16 protein-coding genes and 1 tRNA gene are annotated in these 14,766 nt (G+C 59.0%); 3 read left to right on the top strand and 14 right to left on the bottom strand.

Features of this window, described 5'->3' with window-relative positions; translation table 11 throughout:
• Nucleotides 1-79 precede the first annotated feature (79 nt).
• From QZN75_RS07400 to QZN75_RS07390, 3 genes are all read right to left on the bottom strand, one after another.
• Nucleotides 80-661 carry a DUF357 domain-containing protein gene (locus QZN75_RS07400; protein WP_292426788.1) on the bottom strand — a complete coding sequence of 194 codons (582 nt, stop codon included), beginning with the start codon at nucleotides 659-661 and terminating at the stop codon, nucleotides 80-82.
• Nucleotides 655-1,407 carry a diphthine synthase gene (gene dph5 / locus QZN75_RS07395; RefSeq protein WP_292426786.1) on the bottom strand — a complete coding sequence of 251 codons (753 nt, stop codon included), beginning with the start codon at nucleotides 1,405-1,407 and terminating at the stop codon, nucleotides 655-657. The genes QZN75_RS07400 and dph5 overlap by 7 nt, the downstream gene beginning before the upstream one ends.
• Before the next feature lie 62 nt (nucleotides 1,408-1,469).
• Nucleotides 1,470-1,733 carry a hypothetical protein gene (locus QZN75_RS07390; RefSeq protein ID WP_292426783.1) on the bottom strand — a complete coding sequence of 88 codons (264 nt, stop codon included), beginning with the start codon at nucleotides 1,731-1,733 and terminating at the stop codon, nucleotides 1,470-1,472.
• A gap of 133 nt (nucleotides 1,734-1,866) precedes the next feature.
• Between QZN75_RS07390 and QZN75_RS07385 the strand changes: the two genes are divergently transcribed.
• Nucleotides 1,867-2,508, top strand: a complete 642-nt coding sequence (locus QZN75_RS07385; protein WP_292426782.1) for an undecaprenyl diphosphate synthase family protein — start codon at nucleotides 1,867-1,869, stop codon at nucleotides 2,506-2,508.
• Between the two features lie 11 nt (nucleotides 2,509-2,519).
• Here QZN75_RS07385 and QZN75_RS07380 read toward each other — a convergent pair whose 3' ends face one another.
• The 4 genes from QZN75_RS07380 to QZN75_RS07365 all read right to left on the bottom strand — a co-directional run bounded on the left by QZN75_RS07380 (nucleotide 2,520) and on the right by QZN75_RS07365 (nucleotide 5,963).
• Nucleotides 2,520-3,191 (bottom strand): primase-like DNA-binding domain-containing protein, encoded by a 672-nt coding sequence (locus QZN75_RS07380; protein WP_292426779.1) that lies wholly within the window; start codon nucleotides 3,189-3,191, stop codon nucleotides 2,520-2,522.
• A gap of 80 nt (nucleotides 3,192-3,271) precedes the next feature.
• Nucleotides 3,272-4,039: a polyprenyl diphosphate synthase gene (gene uppS / locus QZN75_RS07375; RefSeq protein WP_292426776.1), complete on the bottom strand. Its 768-nt coding sequence runs from the start codon at nucleotides 4,037-4,039 to the stop codon at nucleotides 3,272-3,274.
• Nucleotides 4,036-5,067 carry a radical SAM protein gene (locus QZN75_RS07370; protein ID WP_292426774.1) on the bottom strand — a complete coding sequence of 344 codons (1,032 nt, stop codon included), beginning with the start codon at nucleotides 5,065-5,067 and terminating at the stop codon, nucleotides 4,036-4,038. Before QZN75_RS07370 ends, uppS begins: the two co-directional genes overlap by 4 nt.
• A 185-nt stretch (nucleotides 5,068-5,252) precedes the next feature.
• Entirely contained in the window at nucleotides 5,253-5,963 is a 711-nt protein-coding gene (locus tag QZN75_RS07365; protein ID WP_292426772.1) for a recombinase RecB, read from the bottom strand.
• A gap of 83 nt (nucleotides 5,964-6,046) precedes the next feature.
• On the opposite strand from QZN75_RS07365, the gene QZN75_RS07360 reads away from it, so the two are divergent.
• Both QZN75_RS07360 and QZN75_RS07355 read left to right on the top strand, forming a co-directional pair.
• A complete protein-coding gene (locus tag QZN75_RS07360; protein WP_292426769.1) occupies nucleotides 6,047-6,343 on the top strand; it encodes a DUF3467 domain-containing protein in 297 nt (98 codons plus the stop codon).
• A 58-nt stretch (nucleotides 6,344-6,401) separates the two neighbouring features.
• Nucleotides 6,402-6,473: transfer RNA gene (locus QZN75_RS07355), tRNA-Thr, on the top strand.
• Nucleotides 6,474-6,573: 100 nt separating this feature from the next.
• On the opposite strand, the gene QZN75_RS07350 is transcribed toward QZN75_RS07355, so the two are convergent.
• The 7 genes from QZN75_RS07350 to QZN75_RS07320 form a co-directional block, all read right to left on the bottom strand.
• On the bottom strand, nucleotides 6,574-7,056 hold the full coding sequence (locus tag QZN75_RS07350; protein ID WP_292426766.1) for a hypothetical protein: 483 nt from the start codon (nucleotides 7,054-7,056) through the stop codon (nucleotides 6,574-6,576).
• A 100-nt stretch (nucleotides 7,057-7,156) separates the two neighbouring features.
• Nucleotides 7,157-7,543 carry a DNA polymerase ligase N-terminal domain-containing protein gene (locus tag QZN75_RS07345; RefSeq protein ID WP_292426762.1) on the bottom strand — a complete coding sequence of 129 codons (387 nt, stop codon included), beginning with the start codon at nucleotides 7,541-7,543 and terminating at the stop codon, nucleotides 7,157-7,159.
• Nucleotides 7,540-8,178, bottom strand: coding sequence for a thiamine phosphate synthase (thiE, locus tag QZN75_RS07340; protein ID WP_292426759.1), 639 nt, complete (start codon nucleotides 8,176-8,178; stop codon nucleotides 7,540-7,542). The genes QZN75_RS07345 and thiE overlap by 4 nt, the downstream gene beginning before the upstream one ends.
• A gap of 9 nt (nucleotides 8,179-8,187) precedes the next feature.
• The gene (thiM, locus tag QZN75_RS07335) at nucleotides 8,188-8,988 is read right to left on the bottom strand and encodes a hydroxyethylthiazole kinase (protein WP_292426756.1); all 801 of its coding nucleotides are present in this window, start codon (nucleotides 8,986-8,988) and stop codon (nucleotides 8,188-8,190) included.
• A 386-nt stretch (nucleotides 8,989-9,374) separates the two neighbouring features.
• Entirely contained in the window at nucleotides 9,375-12,011 is a 2,637-nt protein-coding gene (locus QZN75_RS07330) for an aminotransferase class V-fold PLP-dependent enzyme (protein ID WP_292426755.1), read from the bottom strand.
• A gap of 40 nt (nucleotides 12,012-12,051) precedes the next feature.
• Nucleotides 12,052-14,064 carry a M3 family metallopeptidase gene (locus QZN75_RS07325; protein WP_292426752.1) on the bottom strand — a complete coding sequence of 671 codons (2,013 nt, stop codon included), beginning with the start codon at nucleotides 14,062-14,064 and terminating at the stop codon, nucleotides 12,052-12,054.
• A 138-nt stretch (nucleotides 14,065-14,202) separates the two neighbouring features.
• Nucleotides 14,203-14,445 carry a hypothetical protein gene (locus tag QZN75_RS07320; protein ID WP_292426748.1) on the bottom strand — a complete coding sequence of 81 codons (243 nt, stop codon included), beginning with the start codon at nucleotides 14,443-14,445 and terminating at the stop codon, nucleotides 14,203-14,205.
• Nucleotides 14,446-14,766 lie beyond the last annotated feature (321 nt).

Genomic DNA, 14,766 nt, shown 5'->3' with positions numbered 1-14,766 from the left:
CTGTTTTATCTTAAAAGGTTATGAGGCATAGTATAAACACTTTTTATTGGAAAACGTTTTTGTTTCGGCTGCCATTTCGTCAGATCGTGAAGATCTCCCGGTTGCCGGTGAGAGCAAGCAGCCCGGCCCGAACGCCGGCATCCAGCCACCCGTGCCCGTAACTGAAGCGTGCGAGGGCCTCCTCCTCTGCACCTGCGGCAAGGCTGTTCTGCCCGCCCCGGGCATAGCAGGTGCCGATCGCAATAACGCGCCGGGCAAATCTTCCTCCTGCCGTATCAGGTTCAGGAGCCAGGACCACCGAGGCGCATGCGGTGTCGAGCAGGCGGGCATACCGCCGTGTCTTCTCGTCGAGTTTTGCAGCCAGAGCAGGAGGGAGTGTTTCCGTTGACCCGGTAAAAGGGCAGCCAGCAGCCTTTTTTCCCGGAAGGGAGAGCAGGCCATACGCGAGGCCGAAGTGCAGCCAGCCGGACCCGTAATAGTATGCGGCGAGCGCATTGACCAGATCTCCGCCAGAAAAGAACGTGGCTCCATCGTCCGCATAGGCTCGTGCCATGCCCAGGACGGTGTCAGCAATCGCTCCAAGCGGTGTGTTCTTTTGGGGGACAACTGAGACGGCATCAAGTTCGCGGGAGAGGAGTTCACCGCACGCGGCGATCAGCATAGGCCAGCAAACCTCGAAAGATACATCTGCTCCATATCGTGGAGCTCTCCCGGGACGACCAGCACGTGGAGCGGTGGGCCGAAATCCGTGGAACTGATGACTTCGGCAGTGCCGGCCTGTACGACCGGTGCCTCAGAACCGGCCCGGGCAATGCCGACATACAGTGGAATCGTTACCTGTTTTTTTCGCGCCATCTCTTCGAGCAGGCTGACCGCTTCGCTCACGGTCATGTACCGGTCATCCTGGATGTCGAGGTATACGAGCGTATGCAGCCGAAGGTTCCGGTTTTCTATAATCACATCCATCGGTGAGGTGGGGGACCAGTGCGCCTGCGGGAAGGGCACCGAGCAGGACTTGCCAAACCGGTAGTTCTGGAGCCCCGAGAGCCCGCAGACCGCGCTTACGATCGAGGCACCGTGGACGATCGCCGTCGGGATACCCCGGTCTGCCGCACGGATCCTGAGATCTGCATGGGTGGTCGAGACCATCGGATCGCCGGCGCAGAGAAAGACCGTGTTTTCTTTCATTGCGCAGTTGAGCAGTTCTTCCGGGTGCTGCTCCACGTCGGCCCGCCGGAGCAGCCGGACTGGTTTCTGGTAGAACTCTTCGAGGTCTTCCCTGGTCGCCCCCATGAGCCGGGACGTGTACCCTTCAAGGAAGACGTGGTCCGCGTTCCTGATGAGGGTAAGTCCCTTCTCCGAGATGTCCCGCTTGTCATAGAGGCCGAGGCCGATAAAGGTGAGCATGTTCGGGATTTTCCTTTAATAAAAGGGGACACCGGTTTTTACTGGGGTTCCCTTCATACATATCAGTAGATGAACCTAGTAACCGTATCGACCATACCAACAAAATGCTTGTCAGCACCGGCGGTCCTGAACTGGTCAATCACTTCAGAGGCGCGTTCATTTGTTGAGCGCATGATCGCGTACTCTCCGGGCAGGGGTTTTGTCAGGGCACAGGCGAGCTGTTCCGCATAACTGGGGGATGGTGCCAGCTGGAGGAGATTGGTTCCCGCATCAAAACCCCCGGCAGCCTGATCGCTCAGGGGGATCCCGCTCTTATAGGAGTACATCTGTTGTCTGATCATTTCATGAGAAGACGTATAAGTGCCTTTGCCGGCAGGACAGCGCCGCATGGCCTTCGCCATCCGACGGGAATGACAGAGGTAAACCCTCTTAACCTTGGCTGCCAAAAGATTAGGTCAGATGTTCCACTGGATCTATGAACGGATGCTTCTCTCGCAGATAGAGGTTCTGCCCCGCCATATCTGTTTCATGATCAGTGGTGCCGATCTGGCCGCGGATCCGGGAAAGTGCGTGCAGGTGGCGAGCTGGAGTTCCGAGTTAAATGATCTTCTCGCCCGGCAGGGAGTGACGGGAACCGGCCAAAAACCCCCGGCGATCCAGGGCCTGACCTTCCACATCACCCAGCTCTCACCGGAAGAACTGTCACGCTCCCTGCCGGCAATAAAAAAGATCTCATCGGTTGCCCGGCTCGTGCTGCACCACGGCACAACCGAGGTGGTCTCGGGCACCGGTCTTGAGGTTGTAGTCGCTATAGGGAAGAGCGGGCGGGAAGAGATCACGGAATGCATCCGCCGGCTGGCGAAGAACGGGATCGCGCCATCAGAGATAGATGAGAAAACGCTTGAGTCCTGCCTGACCTTCCGGTACGACCCGGATATCGTGGTCAAGACCGGCGGTGACCACCTGACGGATTTCCTGATCTGGCAGTCAGTCTACTCGGAACTCTTCTTCTCTGATGTCAACTGGAAATACTTCCGGCGCGTGGATTTCCTGCGGGTGCTGCGCGACTACCAGTCCCGCATACGTCGATTCGGGAAGTAACAAAAAAGTATCTATTTTATCCGGATACTGGTCCAGCTCGGGATGCCGCCCACGGTCCGTTCCTCGAGCGCGTACTTGTTCTTGAGAATAACCGTAAACGCCCTCCGGTCCGGGATAGTGGCGTAATTATGGTCCCGGCACCAGCGTTCGAACCGCTGGTAAAGTTCGTCCTTTGCGATGATCGCATCGGGGCTCTCATCAGTCTCCCGTACGATCCGGGTACTCACAAACCGATTTATGGGATCTTCTTTTTTGCTTTTCCGCCCGGTCTTTGGCGCCGCTTTGGCAGGTTGTGCCGGGGGTGTGGGGATCACCGGGCGCTGCGGGGCGGGTTCCTGCGGGAGTGCCTGAGGTTTTGCAGCCGCCGGAGCCTTCCTCTCCTTTTTCTCCTTCATTACCTTTCCCGGCACCGTGGGATCCTCGGCGTTGATGACCGGCAGCGCTGCCGGGGAGCGATCTTTACGGTCAGCCGGTGCGGGATCCGGTGCGATGATCACCTTTGACGATACTTCCGGAACGGTCTTTTTTAGGGGATTGTATTCGATCCCAAGATGCTTTGCAAGCGCCCGGTTGCATGCATCACTGATATCCAGATGTTCCCGCTCTGCTGCTGCGATGATATCGGATCTGATCAGAACCGGCGTCTGCTGCCACCCGGTTCCTGCTGACTTTCCCGCACCCATAGGTTCACCATATTGCATCTGGTATGTCCCGGGAAATATAGTACGCGAATTGCTTTTTTGGAGGGTGCGGGAGCGCGGTTTTAGTGCGATTTTACGCTCAGCCGCTGGTCGTAGATCCGGATAGCACGCAGCAGGTCAATCTTCCGGAAGAGCGGCCAGTACGGGGCGCAGAAATAGACGGCGGATTCATGGCCGGTTGCAAGCCACGGCAGGAAGTTGGAGGTACGGTACTCGTTCCCGGTCCGGATGATGAGATCGACAGGCGGGATGCCCTTTGCCTCATGGAGGTGGGATTCAACCATCTGCACATCGATTGCATCCGAGTTGATCATTCCCTCGCGGACATCTGATACAATCTCCCGTGCAGCAAGGACGATCTCGTTCCTGCCCCCATAGGCAAGCGCGACGTTGAGGGTAAAGCCCTCATAATTTTTTGTCGCCTCTTCTGCGGCCTCCACGGCGGTCCGCAGGTCGTCAGGAAGGAGCGACCGGTCGCCGACCATCTGGATGCGGATTTTGTACCGGTGCACCCGCTCATCGGAGATGGTGCAGAGGAACTTCTCCTTAAAAAGCCGGAAAAGCTCCCGTATCTCATCTTCAGTCCGGTTGAAATTTTCCGTGGAGAATGAGTAGATGGTGATGTACCGGATGCCCAGGTCATGGGCCCAGTCAAGCATCTCCTCGGTCTTATCCGCTCCTGCCCGGTGCCCCTCTGCGGTGTCGATGCCTCTCTCCTTTGCAAACCGCCGGTTGCCGTCCTGAATGATGGCGACATGGGTGGGGATCTGCGTGCACTGCATCAGCAGGTACCGCTCATAGAGGGGTTCGAGAAGCCCACGGAGGGTCACAGCGGCGTCACCTCGACGACCATGCCGCCGTCAGGGTATCGCTCGACGACGGACTTTTTCCCGGGGATCTTGTCCTTATGCTCTTCAAGCAGCCACCAGGCGGTCTCGACCCGGTCGCCGCAATCGGCAAACTCGTCCTCTGCGAGGAATTTCCGGCACCGGGCGACGACCTCGTCCCGGGTGCCCGGGTGGAGGTCCAGCACGCCGTACACGATCGTGCCGTCTTCCGTGACCTCGTCAAACGGCCGGGCGGTGTTCTCCGCGATGCGTTTGAGACGCTCCCGGAGCTGCACCGAGTCCTTGAACGACGAGGCGCACCAGTGGACTTTTGTGTGCTTTACGAGTTCTGCCGCCCACTCGCGTGCGCCCTCAACTGCGTTGTGCACGCCGTCAGCCGGTTCATAGCCCCGCTCCCGCATGTCGTCGGCGTTGGTCTCGCCCCATTCGAGTTCGTTGATGTTGAGGAAATCGAGGTAGGGAAGGGCCGGGATGAGCAGGTCAAGCCCCGGGAGGGCCGGGACTTCGATGCCGATGTCAAAGCCCTGCTCCTTTGCCATCTTCGCGGAGGCGATGAAATCCGTATCGAGGATATGGTCCCAGCACTCGCGGGGCGGGTGGAGCCGGATCTCGTCAACGACCCCTTTGAGTTTTTCCAGATCCGCCTTTGACGGGGCCTGCGCTGTGTAGAGGTGGATCTGGTGCTCCGGCCCGAAATGATCCTTGAGCGCCTTACAATACTGCGCGACCCGGTCGAGGCAGAGGAGCGGTTCGCCGCCGGTGACCCCGGTCCCGAGCGCGCTCATGCGCTCAGCGATTGCCACCGCCTGCTCCGGGCTCTCGATCCGGTGCTCGTTTGCGAAGGTCACGTCTTTTCCCTTGCGCTCTTCCGAGAGCGGGCAGTACCAGCAGGACCGGCGGCAGCGTCCCGTAACAAAGAGCACCATCTTTGCGCCCTGGTAACAGAGGACACAGCCTTTTGCGAGGGTTGCAGGAAGTCCTTTTTGGGATTCGGAACGTGGAGCGGTCATCAGAAGTTTGCGTAGTACGTTGGCGCCGGGGATTCAAAACCCTTCTTGAAAGGTTCAGGGCCAAAACCATCCGGTAAAGGCAAGGGGAGGGGGGTGAACCCCCAGCTGACACAAGGAAACTTTCCCAAAATTAACCTAATTGTTTATTTTCGGGCGTAACTTTATGAGCACTATTAAAATTTCCCTCACAGCAGCTCGCTCAACCGGTGCCCGCCGCTTTCATCGCACCGCTCCTTGTACTTGCACCGGTTGCAGGGGGCGTTGAGCGGGTGTACGGGTGCTTCGCCCCGGTGGATCGCCCGGAGCTTGTGCAGGGTCGTGAGGAGCTGGCGCCGGTCCCGGGGCTGGACGGCATGGTACCGCGAGATCCCGTCCGGAATATACTCCACGTGGCCTCCTTCGACCTCTTTTCCGGTCATCTCCTCAAGGCAGAACGCAATGCCCGCGATCCGGAGCCGGTCTGATACGTAAGTACCAAACAGCATCGCACCGGCGGCCCGCACAATCGAGAACGTCCCGTCCTCTGCCATCCGGTCGATCTGCCCGGCAATACCCTGCTTCTGCGAGACCACCGTCACATCGGTCTGGGCCGCCGGCTTCCAGTCGTGCTTCCTGCAGGAGGCAATACAGACGTCCAAGAACTCCCGGAGCGCCGGGTCGGTTGCGGGCCGGACTGTGAGCACCTCGTCCCATATGGCATCCGCTTCGAGGGTGTTGCCAAGGTGGTATGAGATCTGCTTGCAGATCGCGTACCGGTCCGATTCGGTGACCGGTTCGTTTTTCTCGTAGTAAAACCGGACCGGGCAGGCATGCACCCGCACCAGTTCCGAGATCGTGACATGCCCGCCCTGATCCGCCAGAATAATTCCTCTATTGAACCGGGGAGAAACGGCCACTTATACTTTTGGGAATGCACGGATCAGGGCTGCGCGAGGGCCTGTGACCAACTATTCATACCAGAAACAGCAAACGGATCATTATGACCGGACAGGAAATATCCGTCAATATCCCCCCGACGCTTGACCCCGTGTACAGCAACATGATCCAGATCGCGTACAAGGACGATGAGTTCACCTTCATGTTCCTCCACCAGCTCCCGCAGGTCAACCAGGCGCGGGCAAAGGCGATCGTCTCCATCACGCCTGCGCACGCAAAGAACCTGCTCGCCGTGCTCCAGAAAACCATCACCGACTACGAAGGAAAGTTCGGCACGATCTCCCCGGCGAAGGAAGCCCATCCCGCCGAGAGCGTAACGACGCTTCGCGGGTATTCGTAAACCCCACCACCCAAACACAGATTTTATTAGCGTGCAGGTCGATATTGTGAGGCAGTGCGCCGTCGTGGCTTAGCGGTATAGCGGCTGATTCGTAATCAGCAGGTCGAGGGTTCAAGTCCCTCCGGCGGCTCTCCTGTTTTTGATCGGTTTTTGCAGAAGAGAAGTAGAATTCCTTTAAAAAAAGTAACTATTCTGGAATCTATATCAGGTATCTTACCCGAATTACGGTATTACCCGATCACCGCTGTATCGTTTGCACCCCAGCTGATCACCTGTTCTGCATGCCCGAGAGTTGCACCGGTTGTCGGGTCAGTAACATCAAGCGTGATATGGACCGGAGGACGGGGGGCGCTCGCATTCGCATCAAGGTATGTCCAGTATACTTTTGTCCCGTTGACAGTGACGGTACTGCCAAGTTCCTGTACCGTGTAATCTGGTGCCTCCCATCTGAGGAAGTGGCCGTAATCGGTCTTCCATGTACAGGTAAGGTGTTCAGCGGAGAGCGGGCCGCTGACGTTGGGGGAGAGTCCGATACCCGGCGCTGATGACATAAGAACCGTGTAGCGCGTGATGTCCGGCTGGATGGCAACAGCACCTGATGAAGGCGTCGTCACCGGGGCACTTTGGGAGGGTGGGGCAGTCGTGCTGCATCCCGCACCGATAGCAAAAAGAACGATCAGGAAGAGCGTGGGGCAGAGTATCGGGACTTTCATGCACTCATCGTTGTTTTTATGAGATATAAAATTCAGCCGGCCTGATCCATGCGGGGGCTCCCGCTCCGGTACCGCATCCGAAATATGGGTTTACCTGCCTTCAGGTCTCCTTTCCTTTCAGGACAAGCCAGTTCTTCTCCCCGGCTTTTTTAAACCGGAGTAACACGTACTTGCCCGAGAACTGCCGGCCGTGCAGCACCACCTCGATCCGCTCGTCCGTCCAGCCAAGCGTCTCGTACGTGCCTGAATCAGCAATCTTCACCTCTCCAGCCCCGTAATCCCCTTCCGGGATCGTCCCCTCGAAGTCCCCGTAGGCAAGCGGGTGATCTTCGACCGCGATGGCGAGCCGGCGCTCGCCGGGTGTCTCAGGCAACCCTTTCGGGACCGCCCAGCTCTTCAGTACGCCATCCCGCTCCAGCCGGAAGTCGAAATGGTGGTGCTGCGAAAAATGCTCGTGGAGCACGAACCCGGGCAGATCGGCCGTCATCGCCGGTGCTCCCGTTTTGCCGCGGTGATCCGGTCTTTGAGGTCGCGGGCGGCAGCCATAATATCTGACTGCCCGACGACCGCCGAGATCACGGCAACGCCGTCTGCACCCGCCCCGATCACTGCACCCACGTTATCCCTGCTGATGCCCCCGATAGCAATCACCGGGATCGAAACTTCTGCCCGGATCTCCCGCAGTGCCGCAAGTCCATGGCCGGGGCCGGCATCGTTCTTGGAGGTTGTAGAAAAGACCGGGCTTAAGGTCACGTAGTCTGCCCCTGCCTTGTCTGCGTTAACCGCTTCGCCGGCATTCCCGACCGAGACGCCGATCACAAAGGAACGGGGTGCCAGCTGCCGTACCACATCCACCCGCAGGTCGCCCTGACCGAGGTGTACCCCGTCCGCCCCGCAGGCAAGGGCGACGTCCAGCCGGTCGTTCACGATAAAGAGCGTCCCGGTCTTTCTGGTGATCTCACGGATCTGCCGGCCGGTGCGGCAGAGTTCCCTCGTCCCGCAGCACTTGTCCCGGAGCTGGATCGCATCGGCACCGCCGGCAATGGCGAGACGGGCGATCTCCGTATGAGTGCGCCCGGCGGCGATCGTCTCATCCGTGATGACATAAAGATCGAGGTTCATAACACCAGTTCAGGCCGACGTTACCCGTGCACCTGCCAGAACATCCTTCGGAGTGAGTGCTGCCATCTCATCGAAGAGCACCGGCTTAAAGGACCCGGGGCCCCGGCTTTTTGCCGCTGCCCGCTCCCCGGCAAGCCCGAAAGCGGCAAGGGCAGTTGCCGCTGCCATCACCATATCGGTGCTGACCGCTGCGCAGACCCCGGTGACCGATGACGCCATGCAGCCGGTCCCCGAGATACCACCCATCATCGGATGGCCGTTTTCGACAAAGAGCACCCGTTTCCCGTCGCTCACGATATCCGTCGCCCCGCTGGCGACAACCGTGATGCCGGTTGATTCCGCTAAGTCCCGGGTGATGCTCACAATGTCGCCGGCAACACCGGCCGAATCCACGCCCCGCACTTTTGCATCGGCGCCGGCAAGCACCCCGATCTCCCCGGCGTTTCCCTTGATAATGGCAATCTCAAGTTCATCGAGCAGGCGCCGGGTGCTCTCGGTCCGGAGCCGTGTTGCCCCTGCCCCGACCGGGTCGAGAATGACCGGGATCTTGCGGCCGTTTGCTGCTTTCCCTGCAAGGATCATGCTCTCGATGATCCCCGCATTGAGCGTCCCGATGTTGAGGACAAGAGCACCGGCAAATCCTGCCATCTCCCCGGCCTCCTCACGGGCATCCGCCATCACCGGCGCACCGCCGGCACAGATGGTGATATTGGCGCAGTCGTTGACCGTCACGTAGTTGGTGATGTGATGGACGAGGGGATGGCTCTCCCTTGCCCGTAAAAAGATCTCGGAAAAGATCTGGTTATCCATACCGTTTCACCGGTTCTTCGCACGGATGCTTCATCGTGTGACTTGTACACGAATATGGGACGGGGGGCGTATTAAACCGTGGCAGCGCAGTAAAGGGTGGAAAATCTGACAAACGTCTTTCAATTTTTACAGTGACGCTCTTGGGGGCTCCGGCATGCCTGTCTCCGCCCCCGCACGCTTGTGGCCCCCCCCATTTGCGATTGTGCTGTATTATCGTTTTTGCGCGATTCAGGAGATGCCCAATACAGGTAATACCGATGCATCGCTACTAGCGTCCCGTCCCCCTCGGGGGACGCATTGGCGCAAGAGGGGGGCTTCTTCAGGCTGATCCTACTTTCTGTGAAGAAATACCCTTAATAATTCCAAAAAAGTTCCTGTCGCCACCCTCACCTTGTGAGTTCTTCGAGGGTTGCGACCAGCATGTCGCACTCCTGCCGGGTGTTGTAGAGCGCAAGGCTCGCCCGCACGGTCCCGTCGGGAATCCCGAGACTCTCAACGAGCGGCTGGCAGCAGTGGTGGCCGGACCGCACCATGATATCCGCCATCTCATCGAGCTGCTGGGCTACCTCGTGGGGATGGAAGCCTTCGATCGTAAAGGAGACAACCCCGATCCGGTGCTCGGGATTCTGCGGGGCGTAGACATGGATTTTTTGGTTTCCTGATAGGCCGGCGATGAGCCGGCTCGTAAGATCGGTCTCATAGGTGTGGATCTTTTCCATCCCGATCGTCTGGAGGTAGTCCACCGCAGCGCCAAGGCCGATGCCTCCCGCAATGTTGGGCGTCCCCGCCTCGTACCGCTGGTAGCCCTGCGCCAGCGTGCAGCCGTCGCTCGTTACTGCATCGACCATGCCGCCGCCGAGCATGGACGGTTCGATTGTGGGCTCCTTCATCCAGAGCACCCCGGTGCCCGTCGGCCCGAGCATCTTGTGGCCCGAAAAACAGTAGAAGTCGCAGTCGAGGTTTTCCACGTCCACCGGCAGGTGCGGGACGGCCTGTGCCCCATCCACAAGGAGGAGGACTCCGTGGTCATGGCAGATCTTCGCAATCTCCTTTATCGGAGTCACAACGCCAAGCACGTTTGAAGCCTGCGTGACGGCCACGAGCCGGGTGGTATCCGTGATCGCCCGTCCCAGTGCGGCAAGGTCGAGCGAGTAATCCGGGGTGATCCCAATAATATCGGTGGCAACTCCCTTTCTGGAGAGATTTCTCCAGGGGAGCAGGTTCGAGTGGTGTTCGAGGATGGTTGTGATAACCCGGTCGCCGGGCTTCCAGCCCATGCCCTGCGCGACCATGTTCACCGATTCGGTGGTATTTTTCGTAAAGACGGTGACGCCGTTTTTCCCACCGATGAAGTCCGCGACCTTCTCGTGGGCGTGCCAGTACCGCTGGGTGGCGATACTGGTGAGCCGGTGCACGCCCCGGCCCACGTTTGACCGGTACCGGTGTTCGAACTCGACCTGTGCCGCGATCACGGGTTCAGGAGAGAAACTGGTCGCTCCGTTATCGAGATAAATAATGTCGCCGAGGATGGGAAAATCCCTGCGGATCGCCTCCACCGCGTATCCCCCGGTCTCCTGTGCTGCCATATCCGGTTCCATGATTCTCTCTTTTGTTATTTCAACCGTTTCTTCCCGTTCTGCCGGCGGTTCTGCCTGCAGGGTATAATCATCCAGTACCGGGATGCCCCGGTCCCGGCAGAGCTCCCGCATCTTGGGCGGCAGCGCCTTCCAGCGCCAGAGCCCCCACTCGTGGAACGCAGCGGGCAGGCCCCTCTTCTTTGCGTATTCCACGAGAACTGCATCCCAGCGACGGGCATACTCAGGGTGCATGACCCTGAGGTCCTCATACTCGCTTTCGAGCATGGATGGGCACACATAACACCCGATCCGTTCGATCCCCTGCTCGTAGAGCGGGTTCATCGCAGCCTTCTGCCACCAGAGGTAGAGGAAGACTTCAAGCGCCCGCCAGTTCCGGATTGGGGAAATGTTGAGCTGGAGCGGATTTGCCGGGTTCTGGCTGGTCTCTTCGAGCACCGCCCGGTTCCACGACTCATACCACCGGTTGCCCTGCACCGTGACGCAGGCTCCAATCTCTGCGAGGTGGAGTTTGAGCGGGCGCAGTTTGAGGAGCTTGCAGCACCACCGGTTGTCCTTCCCGGGCGGCCCGGCCTTCTCTACTGCCTGCCAGAAGTCCCCGGCCTTCTCGATCACCGGGACGCCCTGTGATTTCACAAACGCAATGGTCTCGGGAAATTCGATACCGGTATCGAGGAAGAACGCCTCCGTGACCCCGGCTTTCCTCGCGAGGGTGAGTACCGCCGTGCTGTCCTTGCCGCCCGAGAACGAGACATTGCACTTCGGCCGGTCGTGGATGTGCTGTTTTATCATCCGGACGGATGACCGTTCGAGGTTTTTAAGATGGTACCGGTTCTGTTCCACGACCTGTTCCCAGTCCGGGTTTTTCCCGGTGCGGAGATCGACCGGCATGAGTTCCTTTACCCGGATCTGCCCTTCCTTTACCACCCCGGTGCCGAACCGGTTTCTGAATTTCACAATCACGGTGCCATCGGGCTGGGGCTCTTTGAGCCGGAACTTTTTGCCGCCCATCCGCCCGGGCCCGCCGGGGGTATCGATGCCGGTTTCGAGGTCGACGATTCCCTTGGTCACGTGCTTGAGAATATACGGCAGCGCCTCGGGGGAGATATCGAGCGAGAATTTTCGGGTCACGGGGTCGAAGGTGAGCCAGCCGAACCGGTGCCCGTGGGCGATCACGAGATCGGCCCGGTCCACCCCGCCGGTCTTATTGAGAAGGAGAACGGACTGGATCGGGACGTTGCCGAACCGTTCGCGGACGAGGTTTTTGATAAGTGCCATGTCGGCAGAAAGCGCCGGGCGTACATCGTACGGCTGGAGGAGTTCGATCTCCCGCCCGTTTGCACCGCAGGAGCAGGTCCTGCCGATCAGCGGGACGTTACACTGGTCGCACCAGTAGAGGTACCTTTTTACCGGCGGCTCGTGTATCACACTCACATGATTTGGGCGCAGGGGTGATAAGAGGAACGCTTCAGGAACTCCCGTGACGGCTGACACTGCCCGACCCCGGCGTTTCTGCGGGGGGACGGATGTGCAGCCGCTCGTAGAAGACATCCATGCCCGGCTCTTTTTCGAGGAATCCTTTGAGGAGGACCGTCCCATCCTGCATGTTACCCTGTTCGAGGATCCAGTGACGGTATGCGGCACCGGTTGTAGCATTGAACAGGCCGTCTTTTTTGAACCGGGCAAAGACATTCAGGGCATAGACCTCGGCCCAGAGGTAACTGTAATACCCGGCATCGTACCCGCCCATGAAATGCCCGATGGTCGCCGGTTCGTGGCCCCGTTCAAGCGGTGGGATACCCATCAGGTCGCGGTAGGCCTTGTCTGCAATGCCCGTGACATCGACCGGGCCGTCAGCGGTATGGAACGTCATGTCCTCGGTCGAGATGACAAGCATCCGGGTGTATTTCAGGCCGGCGTCGAGATCACGGGCAGCGATGATCCGGTCACGGAGCGCTGCCGGGAGTTTTTCCTTTGGGTTCGCATAATTCCCGGATATGGCGTCAAGCACTGCCGGTTCCCACGCCCAGTTCTCCAGCGCCTGCGACGGCGTCTCGACAAAATCCCACTCGACGCTCGATCCCGAGAGGCTCGCATGAGGCACCCGGGTCAGGCTGCCATGGAGGGCGTGGCCGAACTCATGGAAGAGCCCCTCAATATCATCGTGGGTCAGGAGCGAGGGGATGTCCCCGGCCGGAGCCCGGAAATTTCCGACAATGGCAGTGACCGGCACCGTATAAGCCCCCCCCTTTGCCCGGCCTGAGATCAGCGGCACCATCATCATGTGCCCGTATTTGCCGTCGCGGGGGAACATATCGAAGTAAATATACGCGAGCGTCCGTTTGTCTGAGGCGTTGATGACCCGGTAGAGTTTCACACCCGGGGCCCAGACCTTCGCCCTTTTCACATCAGCAAACCGGATCCCAAAGAGCGGGCCGAAACAATTGAACATGCCCTGCACGACCCGTTCGAACGGGAAGTACTTCCGGATCGTCTCATCGTCGAGTGCAAACTTCCGCTTCCGTTCCTGTTCGGTAAGATATGCAAGATCCCACGGCTCGACACGGACTGCTCCCGGTTCCAGTTCCTTTTTGAGGGTAAGCAGCGTGGCAAGGTCAGACCGGATCTTTTCCTTTAAGGGCTCTTTTAACCCGTCGAGGAAGTCTAGCACGGTTTTGGTGCTCTTTGCCATACGGCCGTCGAGCCGGTAGTCCGCCCAGCTCGCGTAGCCCAGTTCCTTTGCGCACTGCCGGCGGACTGCTATTGCCTCGATCAGGAGCAGGGTGTTGGCCTCTGCCTGCCGGTTGACAAAGGCCGTATACAGCCGTTTTCTTGTCCCTCCGTTTTTCGCGTTCTGCATGACCGGAATGTAATCCGGGTACTTGGTGGTAACCCGGTACAGGCCGCTTGCCGTCCGCGCAAAAGTGGCAAGCGCTTCTTTTGGGACACCGTCGAGTTCCGCTGCGGAGAACCCGATAGAACTTGTGTCATTGTTGAGGTTTGCAGTAAACTCCACCTCAAGTTTTGTGAGCTGCTCTTTTTTGGCACGGACAACCGCGAGCCGGTCGTCGGGCAGGGCGAGACCGTTCTTTTTAAACTGCCGGAGCGTCTCTTTTTGGAGCCGGGACTCTTCCGGCGTGCGGGTGACGGCATCTTTTATCGCGTCGTAGAGATCCCGGCGGGTAAAGACGCTGACAACAAACATCCCCGCTTTCTCCTCACATGCCGACCCTTCGGCCGCGATGGCCGGGTCGGGATATACGTAGCCCATGAGTGTCAGGGGCAGGGTAGCGTCACCGAAGTCCGCCATGGCGGTCTCGAACGCAAGCAGCGTGGTATCGATGGATCTCTTTTCTAGGGGCAGTTCGGCGATCCGGGCGAGGGCTGCGGTAGCAGCGCTGATGGCTGCATCGCACAGTCCGGTGATCTCACCGGGCCGGTAATGAGATTTTATAGGGAAAGTCAGAGCAGGGGATGTCATGGTACATGCTCGGGGGAATGTTCAGGGATGATAATGAATACAGAAATCTGACTGGTACTGGGATGCCGAAGAGTAAAAGGGGTTGGGTAGCGTCTTCCAAGGGGGAGTCCGGAGAAAAGAGTGAGTGTGGTCAGGGCCTCAGGCCCCAGGCTCTCCAAGGGCCGTCCGTATCGTGCCCTTGACCTCATTGGGGATGTCAAGGCCGTCCAGCGCCCGGAGGAGGAGGAGCCGGGCCATCTGCTGGCCCTCGGGGGTTGCGAGGTATGAATCGATGGCCTCTTTCCCTTCGGGAGATGAGAGGAAGGAACGTATTGTCTGCTGACCGTTTGGAGACGCAAGATATGCTGCGACCATCCCTTGTATCCCGTTCATTGCGCCCATCAGTTTTCACCGTTAATTCATTATACTGGGACCGGGGATCAGATAAATTTACCAGAATTTGTCCGGATAGTGCAGGGGGTCCCCCTCCAAAGAAAGAGGAAGGGGGGGAGGGGGTATGCCTGATCCAAAAGCCCCTGGAGGGGGACCCCCTCCTCTTGTTGAGTACGGGGGGGGCCTCCCCTTATCTGACACGGGCCGGAAAAAGAGTGGTTCCGACGAGGACTCCACGCGAACCACAGGTCACGGCCCTGGAATCAAGGGGGGGTACCCCCTCCTCATGCTGAGATCGGAGGGGGTGGCGGTCCCTGCTCCGGAAAAATG

It is taken from the genome of Methanoregula sp. (genome assembly GCF_003170075.1).
GTDB lineage: Archaea > Halobacteriota > Methanomicrobia > Methanomicrobiales > Methanospirillaceae > Methanoregula.
The sequence above is the reverse complement of the archived record's forward strand: the minus strand, read 5'-3'. Positions and strand labels throughout refer to the sequence as shown.